Origin of the sequence: Candidatus Clostridium radicumherbarum, from assembly GCF_045310525.1 — a bacterium.
Classification (GTDB): Bacteria; Bacillota; Clostridia; order Clostridiales; family Clostridiaceae; genus Clostridium_AT; species Clostridium_AT radicumherbarum.
Window position 1 is genome coordinate 184,349 of the sequence record NZ_JBJHZY010000003.1, and the last position, 26,537, is coordinate 210,885.

Annotated in this window: 36 protein-coding genes and 1 pseudogene; 33 read left to right on the forward strand and 4 right to left on the reverse strand. The window is 31.0% G+C overall.

Annotated features, from left to right (window positions below; all coding sequences use genetic code 11):
- Positions 1 to 16 precede the first annotated feature (16 nt).
- From ACJDUH_RS14715 to ACJDUH_RS14725, 3 genes are all read left to right on the forward strand, one after another.
- Positions 17 to 706, forward strand: coding sequence for a 4Fe-4S double cluster binding domain-containing protein (locus ACJDUH_RS14715; RefSeq protein WP_406765967.1), 690 nt, complete (start codon positions 17 to 19; stop codon positions 704 to 706).
- Positions 707 to 784: 78 nt separating this feature from the next.
- Complete coding sequence (locus ACJDUH_RS14720; protein ID WP_406766203.1) at positions 785 to 1,333, forward strand: YdeI/OmpD-associated family protein; 549 nt, start codon at positions 785 to 787, stop codon at positions 1,331 to 1,333.
- Between the two features lie 180 nt (positions 1,334 to 1,513).
- On the forward strand, positions 1,514 to 2,020 hold the full coding sequence (locus tag ACJDUH_RS14725) for a hypothetical protein (RefSeq protein ID WP_406765968.1): 507 nt from the start codon (positions 1,514 to 1,516) through the stop codon (positions 2,018 to 2,020).
- Positions 2,021 to 2,102: 82 nt separating this feature from the next.
- On the opposite strand, the pseudogene ACJDUH_RS14730 reads toward ACJDUH_RS14725, so the two are convergent.
- Both ACJDUH_RS14730 and ACJDUH_RS14735 read right to left on the reverse strand, forming a co-directional pair.
- Positions 2,103 to 2,300: pseudogene (locus ACJDUH_RS14730) on the reverse strand (IS3 family transposase); the annotation flags it as partial.
- Between the two features lie 162 nt (positions 2,301 to 2,462).
- Positions 2,463 to 3,143 (reverse strand): hypothetical protein, encoded by a 681-nt coding sequence (locus ACJDUH_RS14735; protein ID WP_406765969.1) that lies wholly within the window; start codon positions 3,141 to 3,143, stop codon positions 2,463 to 2,465.
- Between the two features lie 311 nt (positions 3,144 to 3,454).
- Between ACJDUH_RS14735 and ACJDUH_RS14740 the strand changes: the two genes are divergently transcribed.
- From ACJDUH_RS14740 to ACJDUH_RS14790, 11 genes are all read left to right on the forward strand, one after another.
- Complete coding sequence (locus ACJDUH_RS14740; RefSeq protein WP_406765970.1) at positions 3,455 to 3,850, forward strand: hypothetical protein; 396 nt, start codon at positions 3,455 to 3,457, stop codon at positions 3,848 to 3,850.
- Between the two features lie 204 nt (positions 3,851 to 4,054).
- A complete protein-coding gene (locus ACJDUH_RS14745; protein ID WP_406765971.1) occupies positions 4,055 to 4,678 on the forward strand; it encodes a CPBP family intramembrane glutamic endopeptidase in 624 nt (207 codons plus the stop codon).
- A gap of 263 nt (positions 4,679 to 4,941) precedes the next feature.
- Complete coding sequence (locus tag ACJDUH_RS14750) at positions 4,942 to 5,556, forward strand: DUF3267 domain-containing protein (RefSeq protein ID WP_406765972.1); 615 nt, start codon at positions 4,942 to 4,944, stop codon at positions 5,554 to 5,556.
- Between the two features lie 493 nt (positions 5,557 to 6,049).
- Complete coding sequence (locus ACJDUH_RS14755; protein ID WP_406765973.1) at positions 6,050 to 6,853, forward strand: YhfC family intramembrane metalloprotease; 804 nt, start codon at positions 6,050 to 6,052, stop codon at positions 6,851 to 6,853.
- Positions 6,854 to 7,494: 641 nt separating this feature from the next.
- The gene (locus ACJDUH_RS14760) at positions 7,495 to 7,755 is read left to right on the forward strand and encodes a TfoX/Sxy family protein (protein ID WP_406765974.1); all 261 of its coding nucleotides are present in this window, start codon (positions 7,495 to 7,497) and stop codon (positions 7,753 to 7,755) included.
- A 202-nt stretch (positions 7,756 to 7,957) separates the two neighbouring features.
- On the forward strand, positions 7,958 to 8,527 hold the full coding sequence (locus ACJDUH_RS14765) for a DUF6652 family protein (RefSeq protein ID WP_406765975.1): 570 nt from the start codon (positions 7,958 to 7,960) through the stop codon (positions 8,525 to 8,527).
- A gap of 42 nt (positions 8,528 to 8,569) precedes the next feature.
- Complete coding sequence (locus tag ACJDUH_RS14770; RefSeq protein WP_406765976.1) at positions 8,570 to 9,094, forward strand: GrpB family protein; 525 nt, start codon at positions 8,570 to 8,572, stop codon at positions 9,092 to 9,094.
- 109 nt (positions 9,095 to 9,203) lie between these two features.
- On the forward strand, positions 9,204 to 9,770 hold the full coding sequence (locus ACJDUH_RS14775) for a GNAT family N-acetyltransferase (protein ID WP_406765977.1): 567 nt from the start codon (positions 9,204 to 9,206) through the stop codon (positions 9,768 to 9,770).
- A gap of 38 nt (positions 9,771 to 9,808) precedes the next feature.
- Positions 9,809 to 10,288 carry a GNAT family N-acetyltransferase gene (locus tag ACJDUH_RS14780; protein WP_406765978.1) on the forward strand — a complete coding sequence of 160 codons (480 nt, stop codon included), beginning with the start codon at positions 9,809 to 9,811 and terminating at the stop codon, positions 10,286 to 10,288.
- A gap of 116 nt (positions 10,289 to 10,404) precedes the next feature.
- Entirely contained in the window at positions 10,405 to 11,283 is an 879-nt protein-coding gene (locus tag ACJDUH_RS14785; protein ID WP_406765979.1) for a carbon-nitrogen hydrolase family protein, read from the forward strand.
- Positions 11,284 to 11,316: 33 nt separating this feature from the next.
- Positions 11,317 to 11,835, forward strand: coding sequence for a GNAT family N-acetyltransferase (locus tag ACJDUH_RS14790; protein ID WP_406765980.1), 519 nt, complete (start codon positions 11,317 to 11,319; stop codon positions 11,833 to 11,835).
- Positions 11,836 to 12,050: 215 nt separating this feature from the next.
- Here the strand turns inward: ACJDUH_RS14790 and ACJDUH_RS14795 are convergent, their stop codons facing one another.
- On the reverse strand, positions 12,051 to 12,629 hold the full coding sequence (locus ACJDUH_RS14795; protein WP_406765981.1) for a TetR/AcrR family transcriptional regulator: 579 nt from the start codon (positions 12,627 to 12,629) through the stop codon (positions 12,051 to 12,053).
- Between the two features lie 22 nt (positions 12,630 to 12,651).
- Positions 12,652 to 14,103: a phytoene desaturase family protein gene (locus tag ACJDUH_RS14800; protein WP_406765982.1), complete on the reverse strand. Its 1,452-nt coding sequence runs from the start codon at positions 14,101 to 14,103 to the stop codon at positions 12,652 to 12,654.
- Positions 14,104 to 14,497: 394 nt separating this feature from the next.
- On the opposite strand from ACJDUH_RS14800, the gene ACJDUH_RS14805 reads away from it, so the two are divergent.
- The 19 genes from ACJDUH_RS14805 (at position 14,498) to ACJDUH_RS14895 (ending at position 26,482) form a co-directional block, all read left to right on the forward strand.
- Positions 14,498 to 14,977 carry a hypothetical protein gene (locus ACJDUH_RS14805; RefSeq protein WP_406765983.1) on the forward strand — a complete coding sequence of 160 codons (480 nt, stop codon included), beginning with the start codon at positions 14,498 to 14,500 and terminating at the stop codon, positions 14,975 to 14,977.
- A gap of 146 nt (positions 14,978 to 15,123) precedes the next feature.
- A complete protein-coding gene (locus ACJDUH_RS14810; RefSeq protein ID WP_406765984.1) occupies positions 15,124 to 15,555 on the forward strand; it encodes a helix-turn-helix domain-containing protein in 432 nt (143 codons plus the stop codon).
- Positions 15,556 to 15,745: 190 nt separating this feature from the next.
- Positions 15,746 to 16,231 carry a GNAT family N-acetyltransferase gene (locus ACJDUH_RS14815; RefSeq protein WP_406765985.1) on the forward strand — a complete coding sequence of 162 codons (486 nt, stop codon included), beginning with the start codon at positions 15,746 to 15,748 and terminating at the stop codon, positions 16,229 to 16,231.
- 102 nt (positions 16,232 to 16,333) lie between these two features.
- Entirely contained in the window at positions 16,334 to 16,765 is a 432-nt protein-coding gene (locus ACJDUH_RS14820) for a GNAT family N-acetyltransferase (protein WP_406765986.1), read from the forward strand.
- 87 nt (positions 16,766 to 16,852) lie between these two features.
- Positions 16,853 to 17,380 (forward strand): hypothetical protein, encoded by a 528-nt coding sequence (locus tag ACJDUH_RS14825; RefSeq protein WP_406765987.1) that lies wholly within the window; start codon positions 16,853 to 16,855, stop codon positions 17,378 to 17,380.
- A gap of 224 nt (positions 17,381 to 17,604) precedes the next feature.
- A complete protein-coding gene (locus tag ACJDUH_RS14830; protein ID WP_406765988.1) occupies positions 17,605 to 18,138 on the forward strand; it encodes a GrpB family protein in 534 nt (177 codons plus the stop codon).
- A 78-nt stretch (positions 18,139 to 18,216) separates the two neighbouring features.
- The gene (locus ACJDUH_RS14835; RefSeq protein WP_406765989.1) at positions 18,217 to 18,597 is read left to right on the forward strand and encodes a hypothetical protein; all 381 of its coding nucleotides are present in this window, start codon (positions 18,217 to 18,219) and stop codon (positions 18,595 to 18,597) included.
- 145 nt (positions 18,598 to 18,742) lie between these two features.
- A complete protein-coding gene (locus ACJDUH_RS14840) occupies positions 18,743 to 19,363 on the forward strand; it encodes a hypothetical protein (RefSeq protein WP_406765990.1) in 621 nt (206 codons plus the stop codon).
- Between the two features lie 129 nt (positions 19,364 to 19,492).
- Complete coding sequence (locus tag ACJDUH_RS14845; RefSeq protein WP_406765991.1) at positions 19,493 to 19,876, forward strand: hypothetical protein; 384 nt, start codon at positions 19,493 to 19,495, stop codon at positions 19,874 to 19,876.
- Positions 19,877 to 20,152: 276 nt separating this feature from the next.
- Positions 20,153 to 20,968 (forward strand): sugar nucleotide-binding protein, encoded by an 816-nt coding sequence (locus tag ACJDUH_RS14850; protein WP_406765992.1) that lies wholly within the window; start codon positions 20,153 to 20,155, stop codon positions 20,966 to 20,968.
- A 41-nt stretch (positions 20,969 to 21,009) separates the two neighbouring features.
- Complete coding sequence (locus ACJDUH_RS14855) at positions 21,010 to 21,393, forward strand: acylphosphatase (protein WP_406765993.1); 384 nt, start codon at positions 21,010 to 21,012, stop codon at positions 21,391 to 21,393.
- 65 nt (positions 21,394 to 21,458) lie between these two features.
- On the forward strand, positions 21,459 to 22,058 hold the full coding sequence (locus ACJDUH_RS14860) for a DUF3137 domain-containing protein (protein ID WP_406765994.1): 600 nt from the start codon (positions 21,459 to 21,461) through the stop codon (positions 22,056 to 22,058).
- A gap of 49 nt (positions 22,059 to 22,107) precedes the next feature.
- Positions 22,108 to 22,929, forward strand: coding sequence for a DUF4037 domain-containing protein (locus tag ACJDUH_RS14865; RefSeq protein WP_406765995.1), 822 nt, complete (start codon positions 22,108 to 22,110; stop codon positions 22,927 to 22,929).
- A gap of 60 nt (positions 22,930 to 22,989) precedes the next feature.
- The gene (locus tag ACJDUH_RS14870) at positions 22,990 to 23,640 is read left to right on the forward strand and encodes a GNAT family N-acetyltransferase (RefSeq protein WP_406765996.1); all 651 of its coding nucleotides are present in this window, start codon (positions 22,990 to 22,992) and stop codon (positions 23,638 to 23,640) included.
- A 278-nt stretch (positions 23,641 to 23,918) separates the two neighbouring features.
- A complete protein-coding gene (locus tag ACJDUH_RS14875) occupies positions 23,919 to 24,338 on the forward strand; it encodes a hypothetical protein (protein ID WP_406765997.1) in 420 nt (139 codons plus the stop codon).
- A 70-nt stretch (positions 24,339 to 24,408) separates the two neighbouring features.
- On the forward strand, positions 24,409 to 24,780 hold the full coding sequence (locus ACJDUH_RS14880) for a VOC family protein (RefSeq protein ID WP_406765998.1): 372 nt from the start codon (positions 24,409 to 24,411) through the stop codon (positions 24,778 to 24,780).
- Between the two features lie 105 nt (positions 24,781 to 24,885).
- Positions 24,886 to 25,215: a cupin domain-containing protein gene (locus tag ACJDUH_RS14885; RefSeq protein ID WP_406765999.1), complete on the forward strand. Its 330-nt coding sequence runs from the start codon at positions 24,886 to 24,888 to the stop codon at positions 25,213 to 25,215.
- Positions 25,216 to 25,471: 256 nt separating this feature from the next.
- A complete protein-coding gene (locus tag ACJDUH_RS14890; protein ID WP_406766000.1) occupies positions 25,472 to 25,990 on the forward strand; it encodes a methyltransferase family protein in 519 nt (172 codons plus the stop codon).
- Positions 25,991 to 26,107: 117 nt separating this feature from the next.
- Positions 26,108 to 26,482, forward strand: a complete 375-nt coding sequence (locus ACJDUH_RS14895; RefSeq protein ID WP_406766001.1) for a VOC family protein — start codon at positions 26,108 to 26,110, stop codon at positions 26,480 to 26,482.
- Positions 26,483 to 26,537 lie beyond the last annotated feature (55 nt).

Here is a 26,537-nt window from a genome sequence, read left to right on the forward strand (position 1 = left end):
GAGGGAATGGGTAGTTATGGAGAAGATAAGTGCAGAGTTAAAACAATTATTATTAGGACAAGGTGCTGCATTAGTTGGATTTGGGGACATTAGTGAATTGGTCAAAGATATAGATCCTGATATGAAATATGGTGTATCTGTTGTTGTAAGTATGACCCCTAGTATAGTTAAAAATATAGAAGATGGACCTACTGAGGAGTATTATTTAGAATACAAAAGATTAAATTCTCTTCTAGATAATTTAGTAATAGATGGGGCGGCATTCTTGCAAAATAAAGGATTTAAGGCATTAGCACAAACAACAGCAAGAGTAAAAGAATTTGGTAATTATAGAACGCTTTTACCACATAAAAGTTTCGCAACGTGTGCAGGTATTGGTTGGATTGGAAAATGTGCTTTACTTGTAACAGAAGAATATGGTTCAGCAGTAAGAATTTCTTCTATACTTACTAATGCGCCACTTAAAGTATCTGATCCTATTAATTGTGCAAAATGCAATTCTTGTATGGTATGCGTAAATGCTTGTCCTGCTGGTGCTGCTACGGGTGATGAATGGATCGTGACAAAAGACAGAGATGAATTTTTTCATCCTGTATTATGTAGAACACAGGCAAGAATGCGAGCTGCCAAAATAGGTATTGAGTCTACTATATGTGGAAAATGTATACAAGTATGCCCTTATACACAACGATATATTAATAAATAATCGTGTCAGCTAACAATTTATAAAATATAGCGAATTAAACATTAATAGTATAAAGGACGGTGAATTAATTTGGAACAAATGCTGTTTGAAACAAGGATAAATTTTAGGAATTGGCTAAATGAAAATTGCAACACAAGCAGCGGAATCTGGTTGGTGTTCAGTAAGCATGCAAGTATTAAAACTCTTAAGGCTAGTGAAGCTCTGGAAGAAGCGTTGTGTTTTGGGTGGATTGATGGTCAAATGCAAAGTATTGATGAGACGAAGTATCTAAAATATTTTTCATCAAGAAGAAAAGGAAGCAAGTGGTCAGATAAAAATAAAAATCTTGTAAAAGAACTTGAAGCTAAAGGGATAATGACTGATTTTGGACGAGCTAAAATTCAAGAAGCAAAGAAAAACGGAATGTGGGATGCAGCTAAACCTGAACCAATAACAGATGAGCAGGTTCATATGCTATCAGAATTAATAAAAGGTATTGAACCAGCTTATACAAATTTTAATTCTATGTCGCCTTCAGTTAGAAAAAATTATACAGGATTATATTTTGATGCTAAATCTGATGATGCAAAAAAGAGAAGACTTGAAAAAATTATAGACAGACTCAATTTAAATTTAAGACCAATGTAGAATTGAAAACTGAATAATTCGGTATAGAAAATATTCTAGAAGAAGTGAATGTAGCTATATACACTAATAATATATAAAGGATATATTATGTTAGCTTTAGTGATTTATATTAGTATATTTAATAATTTTAGGGAAAGATAACTTTGTGACAATATTTATTAAATATATTAGGAGGAGTTTATGAAGAAATATTTAAGTTGTTTTTTAATTGCATGTACTGTAATAGTAGTCCAATCTTTTACTGGAAGTAATGTGAGTGCTAAATCTATTATTGATATTACTACTACTTCCATAAGAAATGTAGAGAGAAATCAAGAATTTCCTATTCCGAAACTTGTAAGTCTTGAGCAGATTTCGCCAAATCAAATTCAAATTAGTTATGATAGAGATGTAGATTTGAAACTAGGAACAAAGGCAACTAATTACTGGATTCAAGATACAATGAACTTTACGCCTAAAGGCATAGCTACTCTTGGTAAAAATGAAAAAGTAAATGCAAATAATTCACTTACTGATAATTTAGTTAAAATAAATCCAGTGAATGGTTTAGCAAATACGTTTATATTAACTTTTAATAAAAATATTCCAAGTGGGAAAGAGTATAAGCTAATAATTTGTTATGTAACGGTTAAAGGAGCTCCTCCATACAGTGGAGATAATGGATCAGCTACATTCGTTGGTAAATAGAACATACACAATTAAACATATAATGCCGTATTATTCAGAAATGGACCTGTTAAGATTTTGCAGACACAAAGTTAAACAAACTTTATGAATCTAGTTCTTCGAATTGAGATGGAGAGAGATATCCCAATGAAGAATGTATTCTTTTAGTATTATAATATAATTCAATATATTTAAAGATTTCTTTTTGAGCTTGTTCAGGCGACTCGTAATTGGCATCCTGAATAAGCTCTCTTTTTATGGTTTTATAGAAGAAATCCATTACTGCATTATCATATGGATTTATGCATGAATTGAGCGCAGTCCCATGCCCAGGAAAAGCGCTCTTGACCTATTTTTCATATTTACTTATCCAACGGTATAAAGAATTGTATTTCAAATAATTTGTTCAATTTTTATAGTTGTATCACTTTAATAACACTACGCCTGCTTCTATTAAAGCTTATTATTGGTTTTCTCCAATATATTCAAAATGTGGTTGCGTTTTAGTATAATAGCCTTTTCTAACTTCTGCAGTCCAATTCTGCAGCATTTCTTTCCATTCGATGCTATTAAAAAAGTAGTCAATACCTTTCGAAGAATCCCAAACTAGAGCACGAAATGGTAATATACTTCCTACTTCATAAACATCTTGATTGGAAACAGAGCTTTCAGTAATAAATAATTGGGGAAGACCATATTGATATGCCATTGCTGGTTCAATAAATGAGAAATAAGAACCAGTCCAGTACTCTTGCCCTATATTATTTTTGTATACACTTGCTTCATTTGTATCAATAACTTTTACTTTAAATCTTGCTAAGTTTAATGTTACCAATCCAAAGCTAGAATAAATCATTCTTCTAATACTAGTCATAGTCGATTCAGGATATTGTTCAGTATTTGGTAAGGCTCTTGGGAAAAATAATTCTTTTTTTAATTCATCCATTAGTCGAATTAAAAATTGAATTTGTAGATTATTTATTGTAGTACTAGCAGGATGACTTAAAAATACAGGAATTTTGTAAAATCTATTTGTTTTAGCAACTAAATCTGGAGATGGAATAACAGTATCTTCTTTATTAGGATTGGAGTTGGATTTGTTGGTGTTATTTATGTCAATATAAATATCACTAGTTTTCATCATAAAATCACCTTCCCTCGAATTATACTATTCATTTACACTATAAAGTGACATAGAGAATTTGAAATTTATTTGAGAGAAAAAAGAAGTTTTTATAATGCAAACTACATTAAAAAAATCTTGGGGAAAATCCTATGCATATTGATAATAAAGGACCAGGAACATCAACTAACAAAATTTTGCCGTCCGCCTTAGGAGGTGGATTTTTTATATAGATATATGTAAATTTATGGTTTATAATCTATATATAGGTTAAAAAAGTAGCCACAGGACAGTAATTTATGACGACCGAATAATTAAAAGGGGGAAAAACTTTGGAAAATAAAAAGTTGTTACCAATATCTATTATTATTCTTGCTATGAGTGTTATATTTGGTTCCATTTGGATAGGATATTCACTAGAGAAAACTGTTAGTTTACAAGCTTCAACTTCAACCCCAACCCCAACCTCAATATTAACAGATAGTAAGGCTTTAACGTTATCTCAAGTAGCTGCATATCTGAATATGACGGAGGAAGAAGTACGTGCCATAATTCAAACAGAGAAAAAGAAGTTAGATGAAACGCATAGTTTTGATGGAAAGATGTTTCCTTATTTTACAATAAATAATAAACAGTATTTTTATAAAGATGAAATAGACGAATGGCTAAAAGAAGTTTCAAGTAATCATAGACAATATGATACAACAAAAGGATGGATACTTCAGTAAAGTGATAACTTATTATTGCACAACTTTCCTATATATCGACTTTATTCCTCTGGGGTCCAGTTCAGGAATGTCTTAAGTGAGAAACGTTATCTGAAAAGCCATGTATTATTGAAGTATATCTACGGACTATAGAGAGTATGTTAGGCTCCATTTGTAGAATATTGTGAAGTTAAATTTATATTTGACTAAGGGGGGGAAAATTAGATGATAACTATAACTAGTATTATTGGATGTTGTATATTATCTTTCTTATATATCATTTTTTATATGATACTTATGAGATTAAAAGAAAGTACATTTATTAAAAGGCATTATAATTATATATGGGCAGTTTTAATTTTGATTATAGCATTAATTTATCCTAATAGTTTATTGAGAAACGGATCTATTGAGTTTTTATATAGTGGAAAAACCGTGGGGGAAATTTTAAAAATAGCTGTATTTGCTTGTATTATAGGTTGTTTTTCAGGATATAAAACAATAAATAGGAAACATGATTTTGATTTTTGCATTATATTCCCTATATTTGAGGAAATACTCTTTCGCGGAGTTATATTATTAATTCTTATTAATATTGCGGGACTAAGTAATAAATATGCAGTAGTGTTGTCTGCAATATTCTTTGGCATTATGCATTTCCAGTACTTTGGACTTAAGAAGGATGTTATTAGATATGTAGCATTTGCATTTATAGGAGGCTATTTTTTTGCAAGTATAGGTCTAATGACAAAATCAATACTGCCACCTATATTTTTACACATGGTGTTTAACACATCAGCAATTGTATATTCAAAATACAGTAACAAAAAAGTAATATCAAACAAATAGTATAGACAAGGTGTGACTAAATGTTCTTTTAAATGACTTAACATAGTGTTCATCTAATAAAAGGAAATCAATTCAACATTAGCATATTAAGATAAAGCAACAGAAAATATAAGTTAGTACCAATATTTTTTATAAAATATTGGTGTGGTGGAGAAAACGTTATGAAGAAATTATCCCAAAGTATAGAAGTTTATAAACATTTATTAGATGAATCAATAAGTAAATAAATAATTAGTTATACTTTTAAGAAAGGATTCTGATTTATGAGATTTATTAGAAGAATTCCTTCTAATGATAAAGAGTTAAGTAACAAGCTTATATCAGAGGGATGGACAAAACTAAAAGAACCATCAAATTTAGGTATTGCTACTTTATTTTCAGTACCTTTTATGTTTATAAATGGGGGTATTTCTATGGGTATCTCATTTATTTTATACGCTCCTTTGAAAGAACTATTTAATAGTAAGCATGGCTTTAGTTTTTCTGTCACAGTTAACTTATATACTCTGATATATGTTTTTGGTATTTTTGTGTTTATGGCAATACATGAATTTTTCCATGCCTGTTTTATTCCAAACGTATTAAATTCAGATAAAACATATTGGGGCATTAATGGCTTCTTTGGATTTGTTTATACTACGGAGAAAATCAAAAAGGGCAGATTTTTGTTGATTTCTATTATGCCATTTATTTTATTATCAATTATTTTACCTTTTATACTAAAAATATTAGGATGGTTAAGTGGTTACGCTATTTTTCTCTGCTTAATTAATTCAATGGGATCATGTATTGATTGCCTAAACATTTTATTAGTTTCAGTTCAAATACCTAACGGTTCATATATTTTGAATAATGGATTTGAAACTTTTTTTAAGTAATTACATTTATAAGTATAAATGGTAACAGTGCTTATCTCTTATATAAGGATGAAATTAAGAAGGCAAGGGGAAATCTTACCCAATATAAAGTAGCAAAAATAGACCCCTTCCTCTAACAAAGTACTCAGTTCGCTTTGGCTTGATTAATCCGCCAAAGCACATCGCCAAGAGGTATTCCTTTGGGGTCCAGTTCAGTATAGTCTTGAGTGCGAAACGTTATACGTAATTTTTAAGAAGCAGAGCGGTAGCAAAAGTTCTAAAGATGGTTTTCTAATGTGCAATTTGAAGAAATTGCGCCATAACTATAAAATTTGGTAATACGAATAATGATCTTTGAAAATTGAGTAATGCGGTGAAAAAATAGTATGAAAATCCTCTTTAATCTATAAAACATATGGGATTAATTACCATAAAATGATATAATTAGAGATGATTGAGATAGAATAGTAATTAAAGGCGATTTAATTGTATAAAAATATTAGGAGGTGTTTTTATGGTAAGTAATTTGTCCTTAGCAGGGATGATATTTACTTTATTGGTGTCATTTTTAATACCTATAGTGCTGATAATTTATACGAAAAAAAGATATTCTGCTTATTTCAGCACTATAGCGGTGGGAGCATTAATATTCTTTGTTTTTGTTATGGTACTGGAACAGTTGATTCATTTTTACGTATTAAAGTTAAATGAAACAACTAAGTCTTTAATGGGGAATACTTGGATATATGCAATTTATGGAGGCATTGCTGCAGGTATATTTGAAGAGACTGGAAGACTGACAGCCTTTAAATTTTTCTTAAAGAAGCGTTGGCAATGGAAAGATGGTCTTGCTTATGGTATAGGTCATGGAGGTATTGAGGCGATGTTAGTGGCAGGACTTACAGCAATCAATAATCTTATATATTCTCTGACTATAAACAAAGGAAATTTTGGTGCATTAATTGGTTCAAAGCTGCCGGCAGCAACAGCTGAACAAGTTAAGAATGCTCTTATTAATACTGATTGGTATCTATTTTTTGTGTCAGGATTAGAAAGATGTTTTGCAATATCAATTCAAATTGGGTTATCAATCTTGGTTTTATATGCAGTTAAAAATAGAAAGTATATATATTATATTATTGCTATATTGCTTCATGCATTAGTAGATTTCCCGGCAGTACTTGCTCAAAGAGGTATTTTGAGCATTTGGGTAGTTGAGGGTGTAGCTTTTACAGCTTGTATTATAGGAATATACTGGGCTATAAAATCAAAGAAGGTATTCAACACTGATAATATTTCCATTTCAGTGCAAAGTTAATGACATATACTGTTTACTATTTTGGTATTTAATGTTTTAACAGATACATTTGAAAGAGTACTGAATTATAGCTGTTTATTATTGTGGGATTAGGTATATATACAACGATTCTACTCATTAAAGCCTTAAACATTTATTTTAAGAAAAATTCATAATACTTTTATTCTTCCTTGACGGTATAACAATAATAAACGAATAATTATTTTGAACACCGAATTATTCAGAATCGAATTTTACGGTGTTTTTACGTCGCAGTTCAATAATATTATGAATTAGTATTATTGAATATTGTAAGCAAATGTACAGGGCTTTATTACCGTCCACCTTGGCTGGTGGACTTTTTTTATAGTATCATGTAAGCTTATGGATTATAATGTATATATAGGTTAAAAGTAGGTAGCTAGACAAGGCACATTGCTTTACCTGTGCAAGCGCAGCCAAGGGGTATTCCTCTGAGGTCCGGTTTAGGAACGTCGGCAGCACGAGGCGTTATAGGAAATAGCAATAACGGGACTATTCTATGGAGTCTCAGTATATTGTCATGGTTTATAAAAAAGTGATTTTTTATCATAGGAAAAATATCAGAATATTAATCATTTATAAAAAAGCGATAAATTGGAAATTTGAAAGGAAGATTTATTATGGGAGAATTATCAAAACTACCTAATATCGGAAAAGAAGTTGAAAGGCAGTTGAATAAAGTAGGTATATTTACCTATGGTGAATTAAAAGATATTGGCACAGAACAGGCGTGGCTGAAAATACAAGAAATTGATGCTTCCGCGTGTATTCATAGATTGTTAGCACTTGAAGGTGCAATTAATGGTGTTAAGAAAACAGCATTACCACAGGAGCGTAAAACAGAACTAAAGGATTTTTATAATGGACATAAAGGCAAATAGTAATTTGTAGTGGAGGAAATTGATTCCTTTTATTAATCCAATTGAGTTGATGTATGTTCTTTGTTTTATTGCAAGTGTATCAGCAATTGAGGAATTTATTATTCAGTTAATATCAAGTGAATTGAATGCAAACAGAAAAAGTATATTTATTAAATGAGACATAATCGTAAAATATTGTGAGTTTTAAATAGGGGGGACATTTATGAAAAATGTTAGAAACACACTGATGGGGTTATACTTTAATCTTCTTTTGGTAATTTTAACATTACTTTTTATGTTTAAAGCAATGTTAGATTATAATATGGGCAATTGGGTGCAGTGGGTGTTAGTAGTTACACTTATAGTTTCCGGTATTTTAAACATAGTTTTTGCAGGTATAAATACTGTAAATTCTTTTAATCTTTTCAAAAACAATGACTATAACTCAATGCGAAAGAATATGAAAGCACTTAAATTTGGGGCAATTCCATACTTTGTTATTAATTTTATTATATATCTTTTATTGTTTTTACTGTTTTTTGCTGCATCTAGGGGTATTATTTTGGTAACACCTATACCATTATTATTTTTAATTCCTGTTTTTTTTGCATATCTTACAGTGATATTTACATCAACTTATGGAATAGGTTTTTCATTAATTTTATATAAAGAAAAAAGGCTTAGGACAGGAAAACTAATATTACATATCATACTGCAACTGTGCTTTGTTCTAGACATACTTGATACCGTAATTTTACTAGCGAAAAATAAAGTTATGAAAGTTAGTGAATAGAAGTAGTTTATATTAAATCTAATTTTCATTGGGGGTGTAAAAATGAGAACAAAAAATGTGATTGTTCTTTCATATGATTCCAATTGGAGTCAAGAATTTCAAAAGATAAAGTTATATCTAGAAAAAGCACTTGGAGATACAATTCTTGGCGTTGAGCATGTGGGAAGCACTTCAATAGAAGGATTAGCTTCTAAACCTATTATAGATTTAGATGTTATTATAGAAAACTATAATAACTTTGAAGAAGTTAAATGTCGGTTAGAAAGTTTAGGATACTATTATGAAGGTGATTTAGGAATAAAGAATAGAGAAGCTTTTGCATATGATGAAAAGCAAAAAAATGAGTTTATGACTCACCATTTATATGTTTGCCCCAAGTATTCTGAAGAGTTAAAAAGACATATATTTTTTCGGAATTATATGAGAACACATAAAGAAGATATCGAAAAGTATAGTGATGTAAAACTTCAAGCAGCAAAGCTGTATCCAACAGATATTGACAGTTATATAGAATACAAAAGTCCATGTATTATTGAAATTTATAAAAAAATTGGATTAGAAAAGTAAAATAAAAAAGGTTAACTAAATAATGAATATAAAAATATATTGCAATTGTATTTTGTTACCTAATAGTGACTTTACATGTTATAGATTAACTTAAAGGAGAATTTATAAAATGAATGAAGGGGTATTTGATTCATTTCCTATACTAAACACATCACGACTTACAATTAGGCAGATTACTGAAGCTGATGATAGTGGCCTTCTAGAAGTTCTATCTGATGAAGTTACTTGTAAATATTTAACTCATAATACCGTTAATGATTTAATAACCATTAGAAAATTGATTAATGGAATGCAAATGTTTTTTGAAGAGAAACAGAGGATAAGATGGGGGATAGCTGAAAATGAAAATAATTATTTAATAGGGCATTGTGGTTTTTTTGAGATTGACAAGGCTAACTGTTGTGCAGAAATTAGCTATTGCTTAAAAAGTTCGTTCTACGGAAATGGGATTATGACAGAAGCTTTAAATGAAATGCTAAAGTTTGGATTTTATTGTTATGGATTAAATAGAATAGTAGCAAATGTGATAAGCGATAATAAAGGCTCAATTAGAGTTCTACAGAAACTTGGCTTTATAAATGAGGGACTGTTACCAGAAGGTCTTCATAAAAATGGACAAGTTTATGATCTTATAATGTTTTCAATTTTAAAAAGAGACTTTATTAGTAAAGATTAATATATGGAGATAATTAATATTTTTTCTGAGGTATTTGTATGGAATACATGCCCATTAGTACAAATAATAGAAAACAAATAAATGCCTTTATTACAGAACATTGGTTTTCTACAAAGATGATAATTCGTGGAGAAATAGTCGATATGACAAAAGTGGATGGTATCATTGCCATGAATGGTGATGAAATTGTAGGTCTTCTAACTTATGTTATGCATGATGACACATGCGAAATAACATCTTTAGATAGTCTGCAAGAAGGTAATGGTATAGGTACAAATTTGGTCAACAAAGTTATTAACATTGCAAAAGAGAAAAAGTGTAACAGGATCATTGTTGTTACAACCAATGACAATATTAATGCCATCCGTTTTTATCAAAAAAGAGGCTTTGATATGACAAGGCTTTATCATAATGCACTGGATATTTCAAGAAAGTTAAAACCTGAAATTCCATTGATAGGTGATAACAATATTCTATTGAGACACGAAATTGAATTTGAAATCACTTTTACAAAATAAACATAGTCCTTAAATTTCAAATCCAAAATTTATAGTTGAGTTAGCAGATTGGATGTTGAAACGAAAAAGCAGCGATTCTAAGGAAATGATTCAGAATTTGAAAGGGGAATTTTACTATGAAAAATCTGAAAGTAGCTTTATTGCAGCTTATGCCTGAAGGTACTTTAGACGGCAACCTACAAAAGGGATTGAAATATTGCAGAAAATCTAAAGAAATGGGTGCGGATATTGCATTGTTTCCTGAAATGTGGAGCATTGGTTACAACATTCCAGAAGATATTGCTGAATTGAAAGCTAATGCTGTATTTGCTGATAGTGCATTTATCAATTCATTTGGTAATCTTGCAAAAGATCTCAATATGGCTATCGGAATAACCTTCCTTGAAAAGTACGATCCATTACCAAGGAACACCCTATGCTTGTTTGATCGTTTTGGCAACAATGTACTTACATATGCAAAGGTACATACCTGTGATTTTGGCGATGAATGCAAAATTACTGCGGGCAATGATTTTTATGTTACTGGGTTAGACACTGAGCATGGCGATGTAAAAATCGGTGCAATGATATGCTATGACAGAGAATTTCCAGAAAGTGCGAGAATTCTAATGTTAAAAGGCGCTGAGATTATTTTAGTACCAAACGCTTGCCCTATGGAGATAAACCGCATATCACAGTTGCGGACAAGAGCCTATGAAAATATGGTTGGCATTGCAACTGTGAATTATCCAAAAGGCAAACCTGACTGTAATGGTCATTCTTCAGCGTTTGATGGGATCGCGTACAGACCTTCTGACCTTGGTTCAAGGGATACGCTTATCATAGAAGCTGGCGATGGAGAGGGGATTTATATTGCTGACTTTCCTATGGATGAGATCAGAGAGTATAGAGGTCGTGAAGTACATGGCAACGCATACCGCCATCCTCAGAAATACAAATTACTCATTTCTGAATGTATTGACGAGCCGTTCATCAGAAAGGATTATAGAAAATAATATAAAGAGAGCAAATAATCAAGGAGGATACAAATGGATTTTTTAATTAGACCAATAGATATTGGTGATGGAAAAGGAATTAACGATCTCAGACGTATGCCAGGTGTTTTTGAAAACATTCTTGGGATTCCATCTGAGAGAGTGAAACGTAATGAAGAATTTATAATAAATATGGATGGTAATCAATATCAATTTGTTGCAACAACAAAAACTGAAAGTGGTGAGGATACTATAATTGGATCGGTTGGATTGACCGTTAATGCAAACCCTCGATTACGACATAGTGGCAGCATCGGAATAATGGTTCATAAAGATTATCAGAATATGGGAGTTGGAATAGCTCTGATGCAAGCTATCATGGATATAGCCGATAACTGGCTTATGCTTATTAGGGTGGAATTATCTGTATTTGAAGATAACGTAAAAGCAATTCATTTATATGAAAAGTTTGGCTTTCAAAAGGAAGGGTTAAAACGTCTTGCAGCTATTCGAAAAGGTAAATATGAAAATGAATATATAATGGCAAGGATTAATCCAACGTATAACGAGTAATTATGTTAACCAACTATAAAAATGTTAAACTCAGTCTCATAGTAGATAATGACTCCAGTATGAGACTGAGTTTCATATTTTCAATTGCTAAATAAACACAACCTTAGATTATTTATTTTAAATATTTCGAGGATTTTAATTTCTTAGAGTACAATTTCCACTATTTGTTGCCTAGACACCTGCATATGAGAAGAAGTGTTCTGTCTCCACTTTAATTATGCCCTCAGAATGTCCACAACCCAGCTGCTTTCCGGCAAAGGAAGTTCAGGACGCATGGCGTAGCTTTCGGCTATACCCTGAACAGCACCCCAATAAGCAACGGCAAGTGCTGTCGGATTTCCAGATTTTATTTCTCCAAGCTGCTGTCCTTTTTTAATGACAGTAAGGACCGGAGTTATGGCATCAAGATTTCTAAGCATTTCCTTGACTTTTTCGGGAGCTGCCTCTGAGTTTGCTGCCTGGGACATAAGTAAAAACATCTTTGCTGACATTGAAGAGGTTATCAGGGCATTAAAAATGTTATCAGTTATATTTTCAAATATTTTTATCGGCGAGGTAATACTCGGATTGAATTTAAGCACGTTTTCCGGTCCCTGAACTCCAATGCGGACAAGTTCCTCATACACTTCCTCTTTTGATACAAAATAATTAAAAAACAATCCTGTACTAATTTCAAGTTTTTTAGCTATATCACGGATTTTCATGGCTTCGTATCCACGGCTTATTATCATGTCAAGGCTGCACAGAAGAATTTGATTTCTTCTATCCTGTCTTTGCTGTTCTCGTTTGTTCATATAATTTATGCACCTTTCTAATCTAGATATACTTCAACACTGATTTTGCAGCATCCTTTCCACTTGCAACTGCAGTGCATATTCCTCCTCCGGCTGTTGTCCATTGGCCGCAGAGATAAAGCCCTTTTACACCATCAATTGTTTTTCGAATATTGGTTTTCAGTGCTTCTGGAGTAGGTGCAAAACCCTCCCAGGAAGCTTTATAGAGATTTGCATAGCGTATATATGTTGCCGGTGTTGCAACGTCAGTTACGGCTATGGCATCCTTAAATCCAGGAATACGCTGATTAATAAAATCAACTACCCTATCAGCAATCTGCTGCTTTTCAGTTCGGTATCTGTTTATATCGGTCTTTCGAAGGTTTTGCCAGTAATCTAACTTAGATTCCAACATAACCATGACACTACTACAGTTTTCCGGTGCAGAGGTAGGATCAAATTCAAAGGATCTTAAGTTTATATGATAGCTTACAAGATCCGGGGCTGTCTTTATGCCTTCAGTACAAATGAAGGTCTGGGAATAAGGTAAGTTGAAGCGCTGTTTCATACCAAAGGATACCACTATTACAGGATCAAAAAGCTCAGCTGATTCTAGCATTTTATCAAGCTCCGGGTGCTTATATTTTCCTCCAAGCATGTTCTTGAGGGTATCATACATATCACAGGCTGCAACAACTGCTGTGGCGGGGTAAAGGTTCCCTTTTGATTTTACAGCAGTAACTCTATCATTTTCAACAATAATTTCCTCTACCTTTGACTGATAATTTATTTTACCTCCTAAAGAAATGTATTTGTTTACCATACGGTTAATTACATCATGGGCTCCGCCCATAGGATAACCAGCATTGTCACCCATCCTGGTTCCTAGCATCATAAAGAGTGCCATCAGGGAAAATTGAGGAGGCATAAGATCGTAAAGAACTGATTTTAGTAGTACGTTTTTAAACTTTTCCACATAGTCCTTTACAGTAACTCCAACAAACTTACGTGCCACGCTTAAAAAACCACGGCTGTATCTCAGAAGATTTATGAATTCAGTAATACTTGAGGGTGCGCCAATAGGCATTCTTGTATCTCTCATTATTTTAATATTGCTGCAGAGTTCATCTATCATGGTGTGGTCTTCTGGAGAAAGGGATATAAGGAAATTCTTAAAGGGTTCGAGACGGAGTGGAATTTCATATATTATACCCTGTATCTCTGTCTTTATAGATTCTGTGTTGTAAATGACAGTATCTTCAGCAAGAGCATCTACCTCACGGTAAAGCTTATAGATAGGGCTATCGGATCTGGTACCAACCATCCAGTGAATGCAGCCGTCAAAACGGAAGCCTTTGCGCTCCCAGGAAGTACACATTCCACCAGCCTGGCCTGATATCTCAAATATTTCTGTCTTTATTCCTTTTTCCTGCAGATGAATGCCTGCACTTAAGCCTGTAAGTCCTGCACCAATAATAACAACCTTACTTTCCATATTTTTCACCCCTAAATATATTATAATAATTTAATTAAATATATGTTCATTGAATATTTGTTCAATCAAATTATAATATATTTAATTAGAAATGTCCATATATTACCATGTGGGGAAAGAAATAAATTTTATACAGGAAATTACAATAAGCGAGACGTAATGAGCAGAAACTCCTGCAATGTGACGACAAGGATTTGTTTGTGTTAGAGATGTACATTTATACAATAATTGGTTATTATTATATTAATAATATAAGTTTACTTTGGCCGCTCATTAGAGCTTAATGAGTTTTTTTCTTAAATTGTAAGCTTAAGGATTGATTAATAGTGAATATACGATAATTTAACAACATAAACTATTACTTAAAATATAATTGTTGGAGGAATAGGTTTTTATGAGATTAATAAGGTTCATATCAATTATTTTGATTTCCATTTTGATTTATTTATTATTAGGATGTACTAACAATAATATACAAGTATCTAATAATCCTGAAAATAATAAGAAGATGGAAGTTACTATAAACTCTGAGATTAGTGAATATAGTCCATTAATGTCGTCTACGCCAGGTATACCTCTTACTATTAAGTTTAAATCAGAGGAAACTAAAAGTAATATGAAATTTCATTGGATTACCGAACAAGGAACTTTTCTAAATTGGGAAAAAGATAAAGGTAAAATTAATGTTTTAGGAAATGATATTAAAGTCAATGACCAGAAGGTATATTGGTCTATAGATCCGAATAGTAAAATAAATAAATCATCGTTTAAAATATATTTAAAAATTGAAGATAGCAATACTTCAAAAGAAATATCACAGACAAGTATTGAAGTAAGACAAAATAAAGAAGGTATTTTTTCTATAAAGGAGTAATGAACAATAATGGGTGAGGTTCCAAGACTCATTCTTTAAATAATAATTTAATCCCTATGGTTAATGGTATCATGTTAATTTGTATTGCTTGCTGCAACGGCTCACTCTGAGTTAGAGTGATACTAAAAGTAAAGGAGATATCATTTATGTTTAATGTAAATTTAAAAACAATTAGAAAATCAAAGGGACTTTCGCAAGAAGAGCTTGCTATTCGATTAAATGTAGTTCGTCAAACAATTTCTAAATGGGAAAAAGGACTTTCCGTACCAGATGCAGAGATGCTAATTAGAATTGCGGAAGTATTTGAAACTTCTGTTAGCGAGTTGTTAGGAGCAAAAATGCTTGATAAAGCTGACACAAATGGTGTTGCAGAACAGCTATCAAGAATTAATGAGCAGCTAGCTATAAAAAATCGTCGATCAAAGCTTATTTGGAAATTCATAGTAGGCATAATTATCGCAACGATAGTGTTTAATGTTCTCCTAGCTGTTGTAGGTATCGTATCGTTTAATAGCTTTCAAAATAACAAGCGTGTTAAGACAACAACGCAGTCACAAATTATTTTGCCGAAAGAATAGAGATTATTAGAATACTGAGAAATCGACAAAATCTCAATCTATAGAGTATATAAAATAAACATTAAACTAATGAAAATATCGTATTATTCCAAATTGGATTCACGTCGCATTTTAAAATTATTGTTCAACAAATAGAATTTAATATGAATTAAAGTGGGTTATGAAATGAGTGCAGTTTTAGGGGGAACTAATGGAACTAAATATAAAGCAAATGCATTATGATGAAGCAAAGCAAATTTCAAAATGGGTATATAAAGAACCTTATTCAATTTATAGTATGGATGGAAGTGATAACTGTATAGATGAACTTCTTAATGGAACTTATTTTTCGGTTTCTGATAGAGAAAATAATCTTTTAGGCTACTATTGCTTTGGTGAATCTGCTCAAGTTCCAGTAGGAAATCAATTTGGCGTTTACGATTGCAAAGATATTACTGATGTTGGCTTAGGAATAAGCCCCAATTTATGTGGCCAAGGTTTAGGGCTTAAATTTTTTAATAGTGGTTTAGACTTTGCCAGAAATAATTTATCAGCAAAAGGTTTTCGCTTGACGGTAGCAGCTTTTAATCAACGGGCAATAAAAGTATATCAACGGGCAGGTTTTGAAAAAGTTAATTCTTTTGAAAGAAAAATGGAGACTGGTAAAATTGATTTTTTGGTTATGATTCTGTACTAAAAAGAAATTAGTTGATTTACATTTTGCTAAAGTTATGACAGAACAGTAGGACAAAGCATCATAACCAACTGTAATAGTATAAAAAAATAAGAGGTTATTAAGATGAATAATAATATAGTAATTCGTGCAATGAAAGAGTCAGATTTAGATGAGGCTCTTGAGTTATGGAGAATATCTTTTAATGCGGGGTTTTCCGCAAATTTTGATACTAAAGAGATTCTAATTAAATATCTTAATAGAAATCCTGAATTGAGCTCTGTAGCGTGCATAAAGGATGGGAAAGTGGTAGGTGCTTTATTGTGTGGACATGACGGTAGAAGAGGTTCAATTTATCATACAGCAGTTTATAGTGAATATAGGAATAAAGGTATAGGACGACTGATGGAGCAACGCTCTTTAGAAGAATTAAATAAAGTTGGTATAACTTCAGGGTTTTTATTTATTAATATCAATAACCCTGGCTCAGAAGAATTCTGGAACTCTATTGGATGGAATGTTATATCAGATATAAAATATTTATATAAGGAGTTTTAGGTTACGTAAAGAATGTTAAAGGAGAAGAAAGGCTATAGGTAGCGGTAGCATTTTTATATTATATTTTCATGAGGGATTGGTGAGTTTATGGAGATAATAAACAATCAAAGATTTATTACGAATTCTCAATTAGAAGAAGTTATTAATATGCTTGGTGAAGATTATAGACCATCGGGTATTGTTGTTTTTGAGGGCTTGATTGATATCCTTAAATATCGAATCAAAAGATGTTTACATATCACAGAGTATGAAGTTAAAGGAATGCCAGAATCCTATTATGGACAAACCGTTAAATATATGATTCTCACAGATACAATAAAATTATTTTTTAATTATAAAAAGAATATTAAAGATAAAGAAGAAAAGCAAGCAAATTTTATTTATGATTTAGTAGCTGAATTAAGACGAAGATATTGTCTAGGTGAAAAGTTAAAAGATAGACAACAAGAATCAATTGAGGTATCAGATATTGTATCTACATATACAGAACTTCTTAATGAGCCTTATGTAAGTTTAATATATAAATTTACTAGTAATTTTATGAATCAAAATGCAGATTGGCTATCTGTGGTTATGGACTGGAAAGAACAGTGGACATTTGAAGAAGAAAAGTAACTTAGATAGATGTTTTTAATAAAGTATTTTTCCGAAACTTAAATTGTTATAAGAGCTTAATTAAAATGAACTGAATTCTATAGGAGGAAATTATGAAATGGATGAGAGGATGGATATTTTAGAATTTCCAAATCTTAATGAAAGTCTGAGAATACTTGTGAATGAATTCTTTTCATATCAGCTATAGTATTTCTATATAAATATAATGAGGTGATAGTAAAATAATGATTGGATTAAAAAGAGGAACAGTTAAGTTATTACCTTATGATTATAGATGGGTAGAGTTATACAAGCAGGAAGAAAAATTATTACTTTCTCTAATTGGAGAGTATGTTATAGACATACAGCATGTTGGAAGCACATCAATAAAGGGGCTTGATTCAAAACCTATCATAGATATTGCTGTAGGGATTAAGTCTCTAAACGATACTGAGAATTTCAGAAACTTATTGGAGAATGCAGGATACCAATATAGAGGCAGAGCAGGTGTCGAAGGAAGGATAATGTTCGCTAAAGGAAGCGAAGATTTAAGGACGCATTATTTACATATAGAGGTATACGGTGGGGACTTGTGGGAGAATCACATCTATTTCCGAGATTATCTTCAATTAAATAAGAAATCTTTTGAGGAATATTCAAGGTTGAAAAAAGAATTGGCAGAGAAATTCAAAGAAGATAGAAATTCATACACCAGTTCTAAAAATAACTTTATTAATTCCACACTGAAAAAGGCCAGGGAAGAGTTTTCAAAGAAATAAAATCACTTTATTTGGTGAATCTTTAAGACGTATCTTTAAAGTAAAAAGTATTAAAACATAAAAAATGGGGTGGCTAGTATGTTAATATGCCCAAAATGTAAATGTGAATATCAAGATGGAAACACAATTTGCAATGACTGTAAATGTGAGTTAATTGAATTAGCAGAAGCTACTGAAAAAAATATGCTTATTGAGAAAGATTTAAAGAAGAATCTATTAATTGGAAAGTTATTAACTTTTGGTATTGTCTTTGCAATAGGCATTATAATTCTTATAAACAGCTTAAATTTAGGTGATAATGAAATGTCAAATATAATGAAGGCTCATGGAGGCAGTATGGATACCAATCAGTATATAATTTATTTGGAGCAATCTATAATAAATTATAAAATCGTAGGTTCAATATTATCATTATTAGGTGGACTTGGCGTACTTTTAACAATAAATAGTAAGTTATAATCGTAAATAATTATTCGCTAATTGTAGTTTTATAAATGTGAATCATCATCTAAGTACATCAATTTTGCTTGGTTGAACATACTAAATAAGGGTATTTTATTGTAAATATAAATAATTAGCATTTTGACGAAAGGGGAGAGAGCAATTGAGAGGATTTAGTAGAGTCACTTTTTCTTTTCTAATTGGTCTAGGTCTACTTTTTAGCATGTTTTTTGTATTTGGATATTCAAATCCTCATAATTATGTAAGGGCGAAAGAAACCAATGTATCATTTGAGCATAAAGAACCAACAAAGTTAAGACCTCTTACACTTGAGCAAATTAATAATTTTGTTAAAGAAAGAGGTATTACACCAATAGTAACAAAGAACATTAAAAATTATACTGTGATTTTACATGAAACAAATAGTGCAAGAGGTTATTATGCCTTAACATCAAACCAAAATGGTAAAATTCAATCTGAAGGTAGTGGTTCTGGAGGGAATAATGCTAACCTAACCCCTGTATCTATCGGATTAAGTGGCGGTTCAGATAATATAGACGGGACATATTCGTTTTATTCTTTTGCTTGGGTAATAATTAATGATAGTTCGGTATTAGATAAGGCATCTTGGGCAACTCTTATTTTAGATGATAATACAGCAATATCGGAGTCTGTAAGTGGAAATAGGGGGATAATTATTTCTAATACAATGGGTAACTCTAAGGCAACAAATCTTATTATATATGATAAGAATAGAGAAGTTTTATTTATACAGAAACTTTAATGCGGAATATTCATATAAAGTGTAGTAGTTGTAAGATAATGCGAATTAATCAAGGATAATTTAAGGTTTATTCATTTTGAGGAGGTAATTATCATTAAATACAAGTACAAGCAGTTTATATATTTAATATTGTTTTTCTTAATTATCTTTATTGGATTTAAGGCTTACTCTAATATAAAATCTAATTCGCTTCATAAACATATATCATTTAATGATGTTCAATCAATAAAAATTAATGCTAGTAGAATTTCAGACCATGAAGAAATACAAAACATAGTAAATTGGTTTAATTCAATACAAGATATTAATGAAAATCCTGATTTTGCAGGAACAACTAGTAATTATAACATTGAAATATTGTTAAAATCAAATGAAAAGATAGGAATTTTCTATCCAGGAAAGGCCAATCAAGACTTTGAAATTCAAAGAAATAATATAAAAGGTAGGTGGTTTTCTTATTGGGGAAATCAGCCTAATATAAGAAAAATATTGGAGGAAAATACACCTAAATAAGTCGCAAATTTCTTATATAAAAAAGACATAATATTATATTTATGGGACAAACTTACGTATATAGATAGTAAGAGAGCTAAAACATCACATGACAAAATTTTGCCGTCCGCCTTGGTAGGTGGATTTTTTAATATAGATATGTGTAAATTTATGGTTTATAATCTATATATAGGTTAAAGATATGCGTCTAACTAAGATAGTTTTGAGTAGGAATTAAGGATATGTCGTAATGGTACAAAAATGCTAATTAACTTGTTATGGGAGGGAATAATTCTTATGAACAAGGTTTTAATATTGGGTGGAAGTGGGCTTGTAGGAACAGCAGTAATAAATGAGATGAATAAATATAGTCAATTTGATGTTTATACAACGTATTTTCAAAATCCAATACTATTAAATCAAGGTAAATCTTTTAAACTCGATATTGAAGAGGAAGATAACATAAGTAATATATTAAGTACTTTAAAGCCTCAAATTATAATATCATGTTTAAGAGGAGATTTTAATAAACAACTAATTGCACATATAAAAATCTCAAAATACCTGAAGGAAAATGGTGGCGGTTTATACTTTTTCTCTACAACAAATGTCTTTGATAATGATTTGAGTAAACCCCATTATGAAGATGACTTACCAAATACTCACACTGATTATGGACAATATAAGATAGAATGTGAGAAGAAAATATCAGAAATATTGTATGATAATGCTTGTATATTAAGAATTCCTCAAGTTTGGGGCAAAGATTCTCCAAGAATGAAAGAACTATTAAATTCCCTTAATAGCCATAAAGATATTATTGTATATCCAAAATTTCATCACAATACAAATACTAATGAGATGATAGCAAGGCAATTATGCTATATAATAAATAATAATTTAAATGGAATTTTTCATTTAGCGTCAGAAGATGTAGTTAATTATAAGGAATTTTATAAAGAATTAATAACAGGATTGGGCTTCAGAGATGCAAGAATTCAAGAGGATTTTGAGGAGGAAGGATACTTTGCACTCTTATCAAAAAGGGCAAATGAATTTCCTAAACAATTAAGATTTACTAATAAATCAGTAATCAATTATTTGATTAATTGATACTACAGGCATGTAAAATTTAAGATATTTTAAGCAAAAGAATGTCAACAGTAAGAGGAGTACATCGAAGAATGAATTTTTTAAAGAAATTAAGAAATAGTTACGTAATTTGGCATGCAAATCATATTAAGTTCCCTGAATTTAATTCAAACAGTATAATCAGAAAAAAAGTTATTTTTGCTGGAAGGGTACAAAAGGTAGGATTTCGTTTGGAAATATTTTGTATTGCTGAAAAAATGAAATTAACTGGATGGGTGAAAAACTTAGAAGATGGAAGCGTTGAAGCAGAATTACAAGGGGGAGAAGCACAAATTCTTTTTCTGGTTAATTGCATGCAATTCTTGAAACGGGCTTTAGTAAAGAAAATGGCTATGATTGATGTGCCTATTTGTGAAAGTGAGGAAAATTTTACTATAGTGAAATAGAGTTTACATAATAACGTAAAAATACTTATTATTAAATAATTAAAATGTTAATAGGGGGAATTTTCATGGGATTATTTGGACCAAGCAAAAAAGAAGTTTGGCAGCAGCTGGCTGAGAAAATTCAGGCTGATTATGTAAATAAGGGCTTTTGGGCTGGAGACAGAGTAGAAGCCCACGTAGATAATTGGATTGTTGTATTAGATACCTATACTGTATCCACAGGAAAATCATCAATAACCTATACAAGGATGAGAGCACCTTTTGTAAATCTTGATAATTTCTATTTCAAAATATATAGAACTGGAATTTTCAGCGGGCTTGGTAAGATGCTGGGCATGGAAGACATAAACATTGGTTATGAAGAATTCGATGAGGATTTCGTTATAAAAAGCAATAGTGAAGAAAAGGTAAAACAGTTATTTTCAAATAAAAGCATCAGGTATTTAATACAAGAGCAGCCTAAGATTAATCTTGAAATAAAAGATGATGAGGGATTCTTTAGCGCGCATTTTCCTGAAGGAGTAGATGAGCTATACTTCCAGGTAGCTGGTGTTATAAAGGATATTGATATACTTAAAGAATTATACGAGCTTTTTGCTGAAGTACTAAAGGAATTATGCAGCATGGGCTCCGCTAGTGCTGAAGAGCCAAGTATAGTGCTATAAAAGATTCACCAATAATTCTAGATTATAAGTTTTTAGTGGGGAAAAAAACATGGATTTTAGTACTGGAGAGATTGTACATTTACTATTAGATAATGTATCAAAAATGAATGAAGTCCAATCAATTGGAATAAATGGTAGTAAAACTTCATTTCCAAAAGCAGGTGAGGGAGATATTGATGTGTTCATATATTGTGATACAATACCTCCATTTGAGAAAAGAAAATCAATAATAAACCAGATGGGTAGCTTGCTGCAGGAAGAAAAAATTAACGTTTTTGAAGGAGGGCATTGGGGTATAGGTGATTTTATGCTTATTAATGGAGTTGAAACATGGTTAATGTATTTTACAGAAAATGAAACTATAAATGATGTAGAATCTATACTCAATGGAGACTATCCTGATAAATTAGACAATTATTATTATCCTATTGGACGATGTGCTATGTTAAAGGAAATTAGTATTTTATATGATAAAGATAGTTTTCTATCTTTATTAAAAGAAAGACTATCCCAATATCCTAATAATTTGGCGGAAAAGATTATACGATATCACTTGAGTGAGCTCGAAGATATTGAGGATTTAGAGCGTGCAGTAATCAGGCAAGATGTGCTATTCTATCATTTTGCTATAGATATAGCAATTGACCATTTTCTTCAAGCATTGTTTGCTATTAATAAAACGTACTTTCCAAGCCGCAAAAGATCATTAAACTTTATTAGAAGCTTCAATATTAAGCCAGAAAGATGTGAAGAACAACTATTGGATGTTGTTAGATTAGGTGGTTGTGCAGAAAGTATTGAGAAGTCATATGAAATATGGATCAATATGGTTAGTAAACTTAAAGATTTATATTTAGCAATTAGTTTATAAAGTGAAGGTAAAATACGGATAAGTAAAAGTTATTCTTGTTTGCGAGGTGAATTATTTTAAATGAAGTATATCAAATTACGGAATGAAGAACCTTTAGATTATCGAGAGGTTGAAGAATTAACAAGAGAAGCTTTTTGGAATCAATATGTTCCTGGATGCAATGAACATTATTTATTACATATAATGAGAAATTCAGATTCCTTCATAAGAAAATTAGATTTTGTTGCAGAACTTGATGGAAAAGTTGTTGGAAATATAGTATATACAAAATCGAAAATAATAGATGATACCGGTGAAGTCTATGATGTTATTACTTTTGGACCGGTATCAGTTCTTCCAGAGTATCAGGGCTTAGGTATCGGGGGGATGCTTATTAAACACACAAAAGAACTCGCGAAAGAACTTGGATACAGAGCTGTTTTAATTTACGGTGATCCTGGATATTATAGTAAATTTGGTTTTGTTGAAGCTGAAAATTATGATATCAGAACTTCTGACAATATGTATGCCGTTCCGCTCCAGGCGCTGGAACTATATCAAGGGGCATTATGGGATTGCAGTGGATGTTTTTTTGAGGATTCGGTATTTGAAATTGAAGAAACATCAGCCATAGAGTTTGATAAGGGTTTTCTTAAAAAGGATAGACAAAGCGGATTGCCTTCACAGAAACGCTTTATTCAATTAGTTAATATGAGAAAACCAAGAGATTGAGCAAAATTTTAATTTTAATTTTTTTTCAAAGGTGTTATAAATATGTTTAATTCTATTGTAAAAATATATTTAATTGTTTTTATATCTTCAATATTATTATTAAAGAAACATTGGAACACAAAGCAACGGGAATTTATAGTTTTTATACTTGCTATAATTAATATTAGTTTTGGTATAACATTATTTTTTATAACAAGATAAATATAGTCTTATAAAGTGTAGTAATTGTAAATATTATGCCTTATAAAATTTAATAAATCGAGTAATAGGGGGTATGTATGAGGGAAAAGTATTTTTTGCTGGCGGGCTTCATATTGTTATCACTTATCATCATTTATTTAGGGAGTATCATCAATGCATTTGCTTGCTCCAGCGAAAAAATTGATAAGCACACTCTTAATACAATGCTACAGGGCAGTTTTAGCCCACCAAAAGAGGTTGTTTTAAACATAAATAATACTCAATACCATATACTTCTACCTAAACATAATGGAGAATTAAATAAAGATGAATATCTAATTCCTGTAGGTTCCTGGAATAGTTATATGGCTGCACTTAAGAAAAATAATTGGGACTACATTGACCAAACAGGTACTTTAGTTAGAGTGAAAAATAAATCTGGAGATGAATTTAATATAAGTGTTAGATCATATACAGGGGCATATTTAATATTACGTTATTCTACTATGAATAAATAATTATAACAAAATATAATACAATAAGGACTTGATTGTGAATTATTATTATCATATATTGGAGGTTATATAAATGATAAAGGGGATTTGCTTAGGTAACATTGCTATCGACTGCAAAGATGCAGATAAACTATGTAATTTTTATGGGGATCTTCTCGGTTGGGAGTCTTGCATTATGTATGATTGCCCGGCCTTACGCAGCCAATTAGGCCTTGTGTTACTGTTTATGAAAGCAGATTTTGAATATGTTAAACCTGTTTGGCCAGAGGAGATATCAAAACAGCAAAAACAAATGCATTTTGATTTCCAAGTAGATGACTTGTCTGCTGCTGTATTACAAGCAGAAACATTAGGAGCTTACAAATCGGAAAGCCAGTTCGGCGGAAATTACTTTGTAACCATGTTTGACCCTGAAGGGCACCCGTTTTGCCTATGCGCGAAATAAGCATAATCTACAACTATGCATAATACATTATAATTAACAGCTCTTGGAAAACTTAAATATATTAGTCTTAATTATAGGAGTGTTATTATGTTAGAAAAAGTAAATTTGAAATCCTCGGTATATTCTGTTGATAAGTTGTATGTTTATGATAAGATTGGTCAATTAAATGGTCATGTTCTCAGTGTAGTCAATGTAGAGGATCGTACATTAGATTTTCATGTCCATGAAGGTTCAGATGAATTATTCTATGTGATTGAAGGTAGTTTTCATTTGGAAACCGATGAAGGATTAATTAAAGTAAATGAAGGAGAATTTATTATTGTCCCTAAAGGAATTAGACATAGACCTGTAGTCAAGAGTTTAACAAGATTCTTAATGATTGAGTTGGATGGTACACTTAACAAAGAAAATAGTGGAGATTTATATGAAGATTAACTTTATAAGCATAATCTGCAGTAAACTTATTATAATGTAAACTACAATGAAAGGAATTTTTGGGAAAATTCTACGCACATAGCTAGCAAATTACCTGTAACATCAACTAACAAAATTTTTTTATCCACCTTGGTAGGTGGATTTTTTGTATAGGATTATGTAAAAATATGGTTTATAATCTATATATAGGCCAAAAATGAGTGATTTCGCAAGACAAATTCCTTCTAAATTAAAGATATCTAAAAGGTGGGATAGCATGAATGCATTTTTAATAGTTATACCAATTATACTCATAAGATATGGGCTATTGAGTGTAATAGGTAAAGATGGACTTAATCGTGCAGGTTTATTTGCTCCATTATTAGGAAAAGAAAAAGTGGCCTTCTGGATTTATCAAATTACTACCTTCCTTATTCTATTATTTTTATTACTACTCAAAATTAGAACAGACACGTTTTGGTTTTATATCGGTCTGATAATCTATATTTCAGGAATTATTTTATATTCGGTTTCTATAGTAAATTATGCAAATCCTAAAATAAATGGGATAAATGTAAACGGGTTATATAAAATATCCCGCAACCCTATGTATATTGCATATTTCATTTACTTCTTGGGTTGTGCATTGCTTACACATTCATGGATTTTGTTTGGATTATTAATAATTTTTCAAATATCAACACACTGGATTATTCTTTCAGAAGAAAGATGGTGTATCAATAAATTTGGTGCAGAGTATATAAAATATATGAATAGGGTAAGACGTTATTTTTAGATAGGTGAAGTATAAATTTGATCATCTTTTTTATGTTCTTATGCAATCGTATTTTACTGTTAAAAAATTTTATTTAACTTGATGAAAAACAGGAATTTAAATAGAAGGAGGTACAATATGAAAAGGGCAATGATGCAAATTTATGTAAAAGGAAGTGTAGAGGCTGTTGAACTGTATATAAAAGCCTTTAATGCCAAGTTGGGCTTTAACGTAAAAAGTTCTGACAATACATTTTATCATTCAGAACTTGATATTTGTGGAAATATCTTAGCAGTATCTGAGGCGAATGATGGCATGGATAAAAGGATTACAGGTAATACAATGCAGTTTTGCTTTCATTATGGAGAAGGAAATGAGGAAAGGGTTAAACAGGCCTATGAAATACTTAAGGAAGGCAGCAAAATTTTATTTCCCTTAGGTCCTTGCGATTTTAGCCCATTGTGTACAGATTTTATTGATAAATTTGGTGTGAGATGGTGTATCTTTGTATAACCGATTCATTAATGCAGAATTGTAAATAAAGATAAGGTAAAAATTTAATATACTA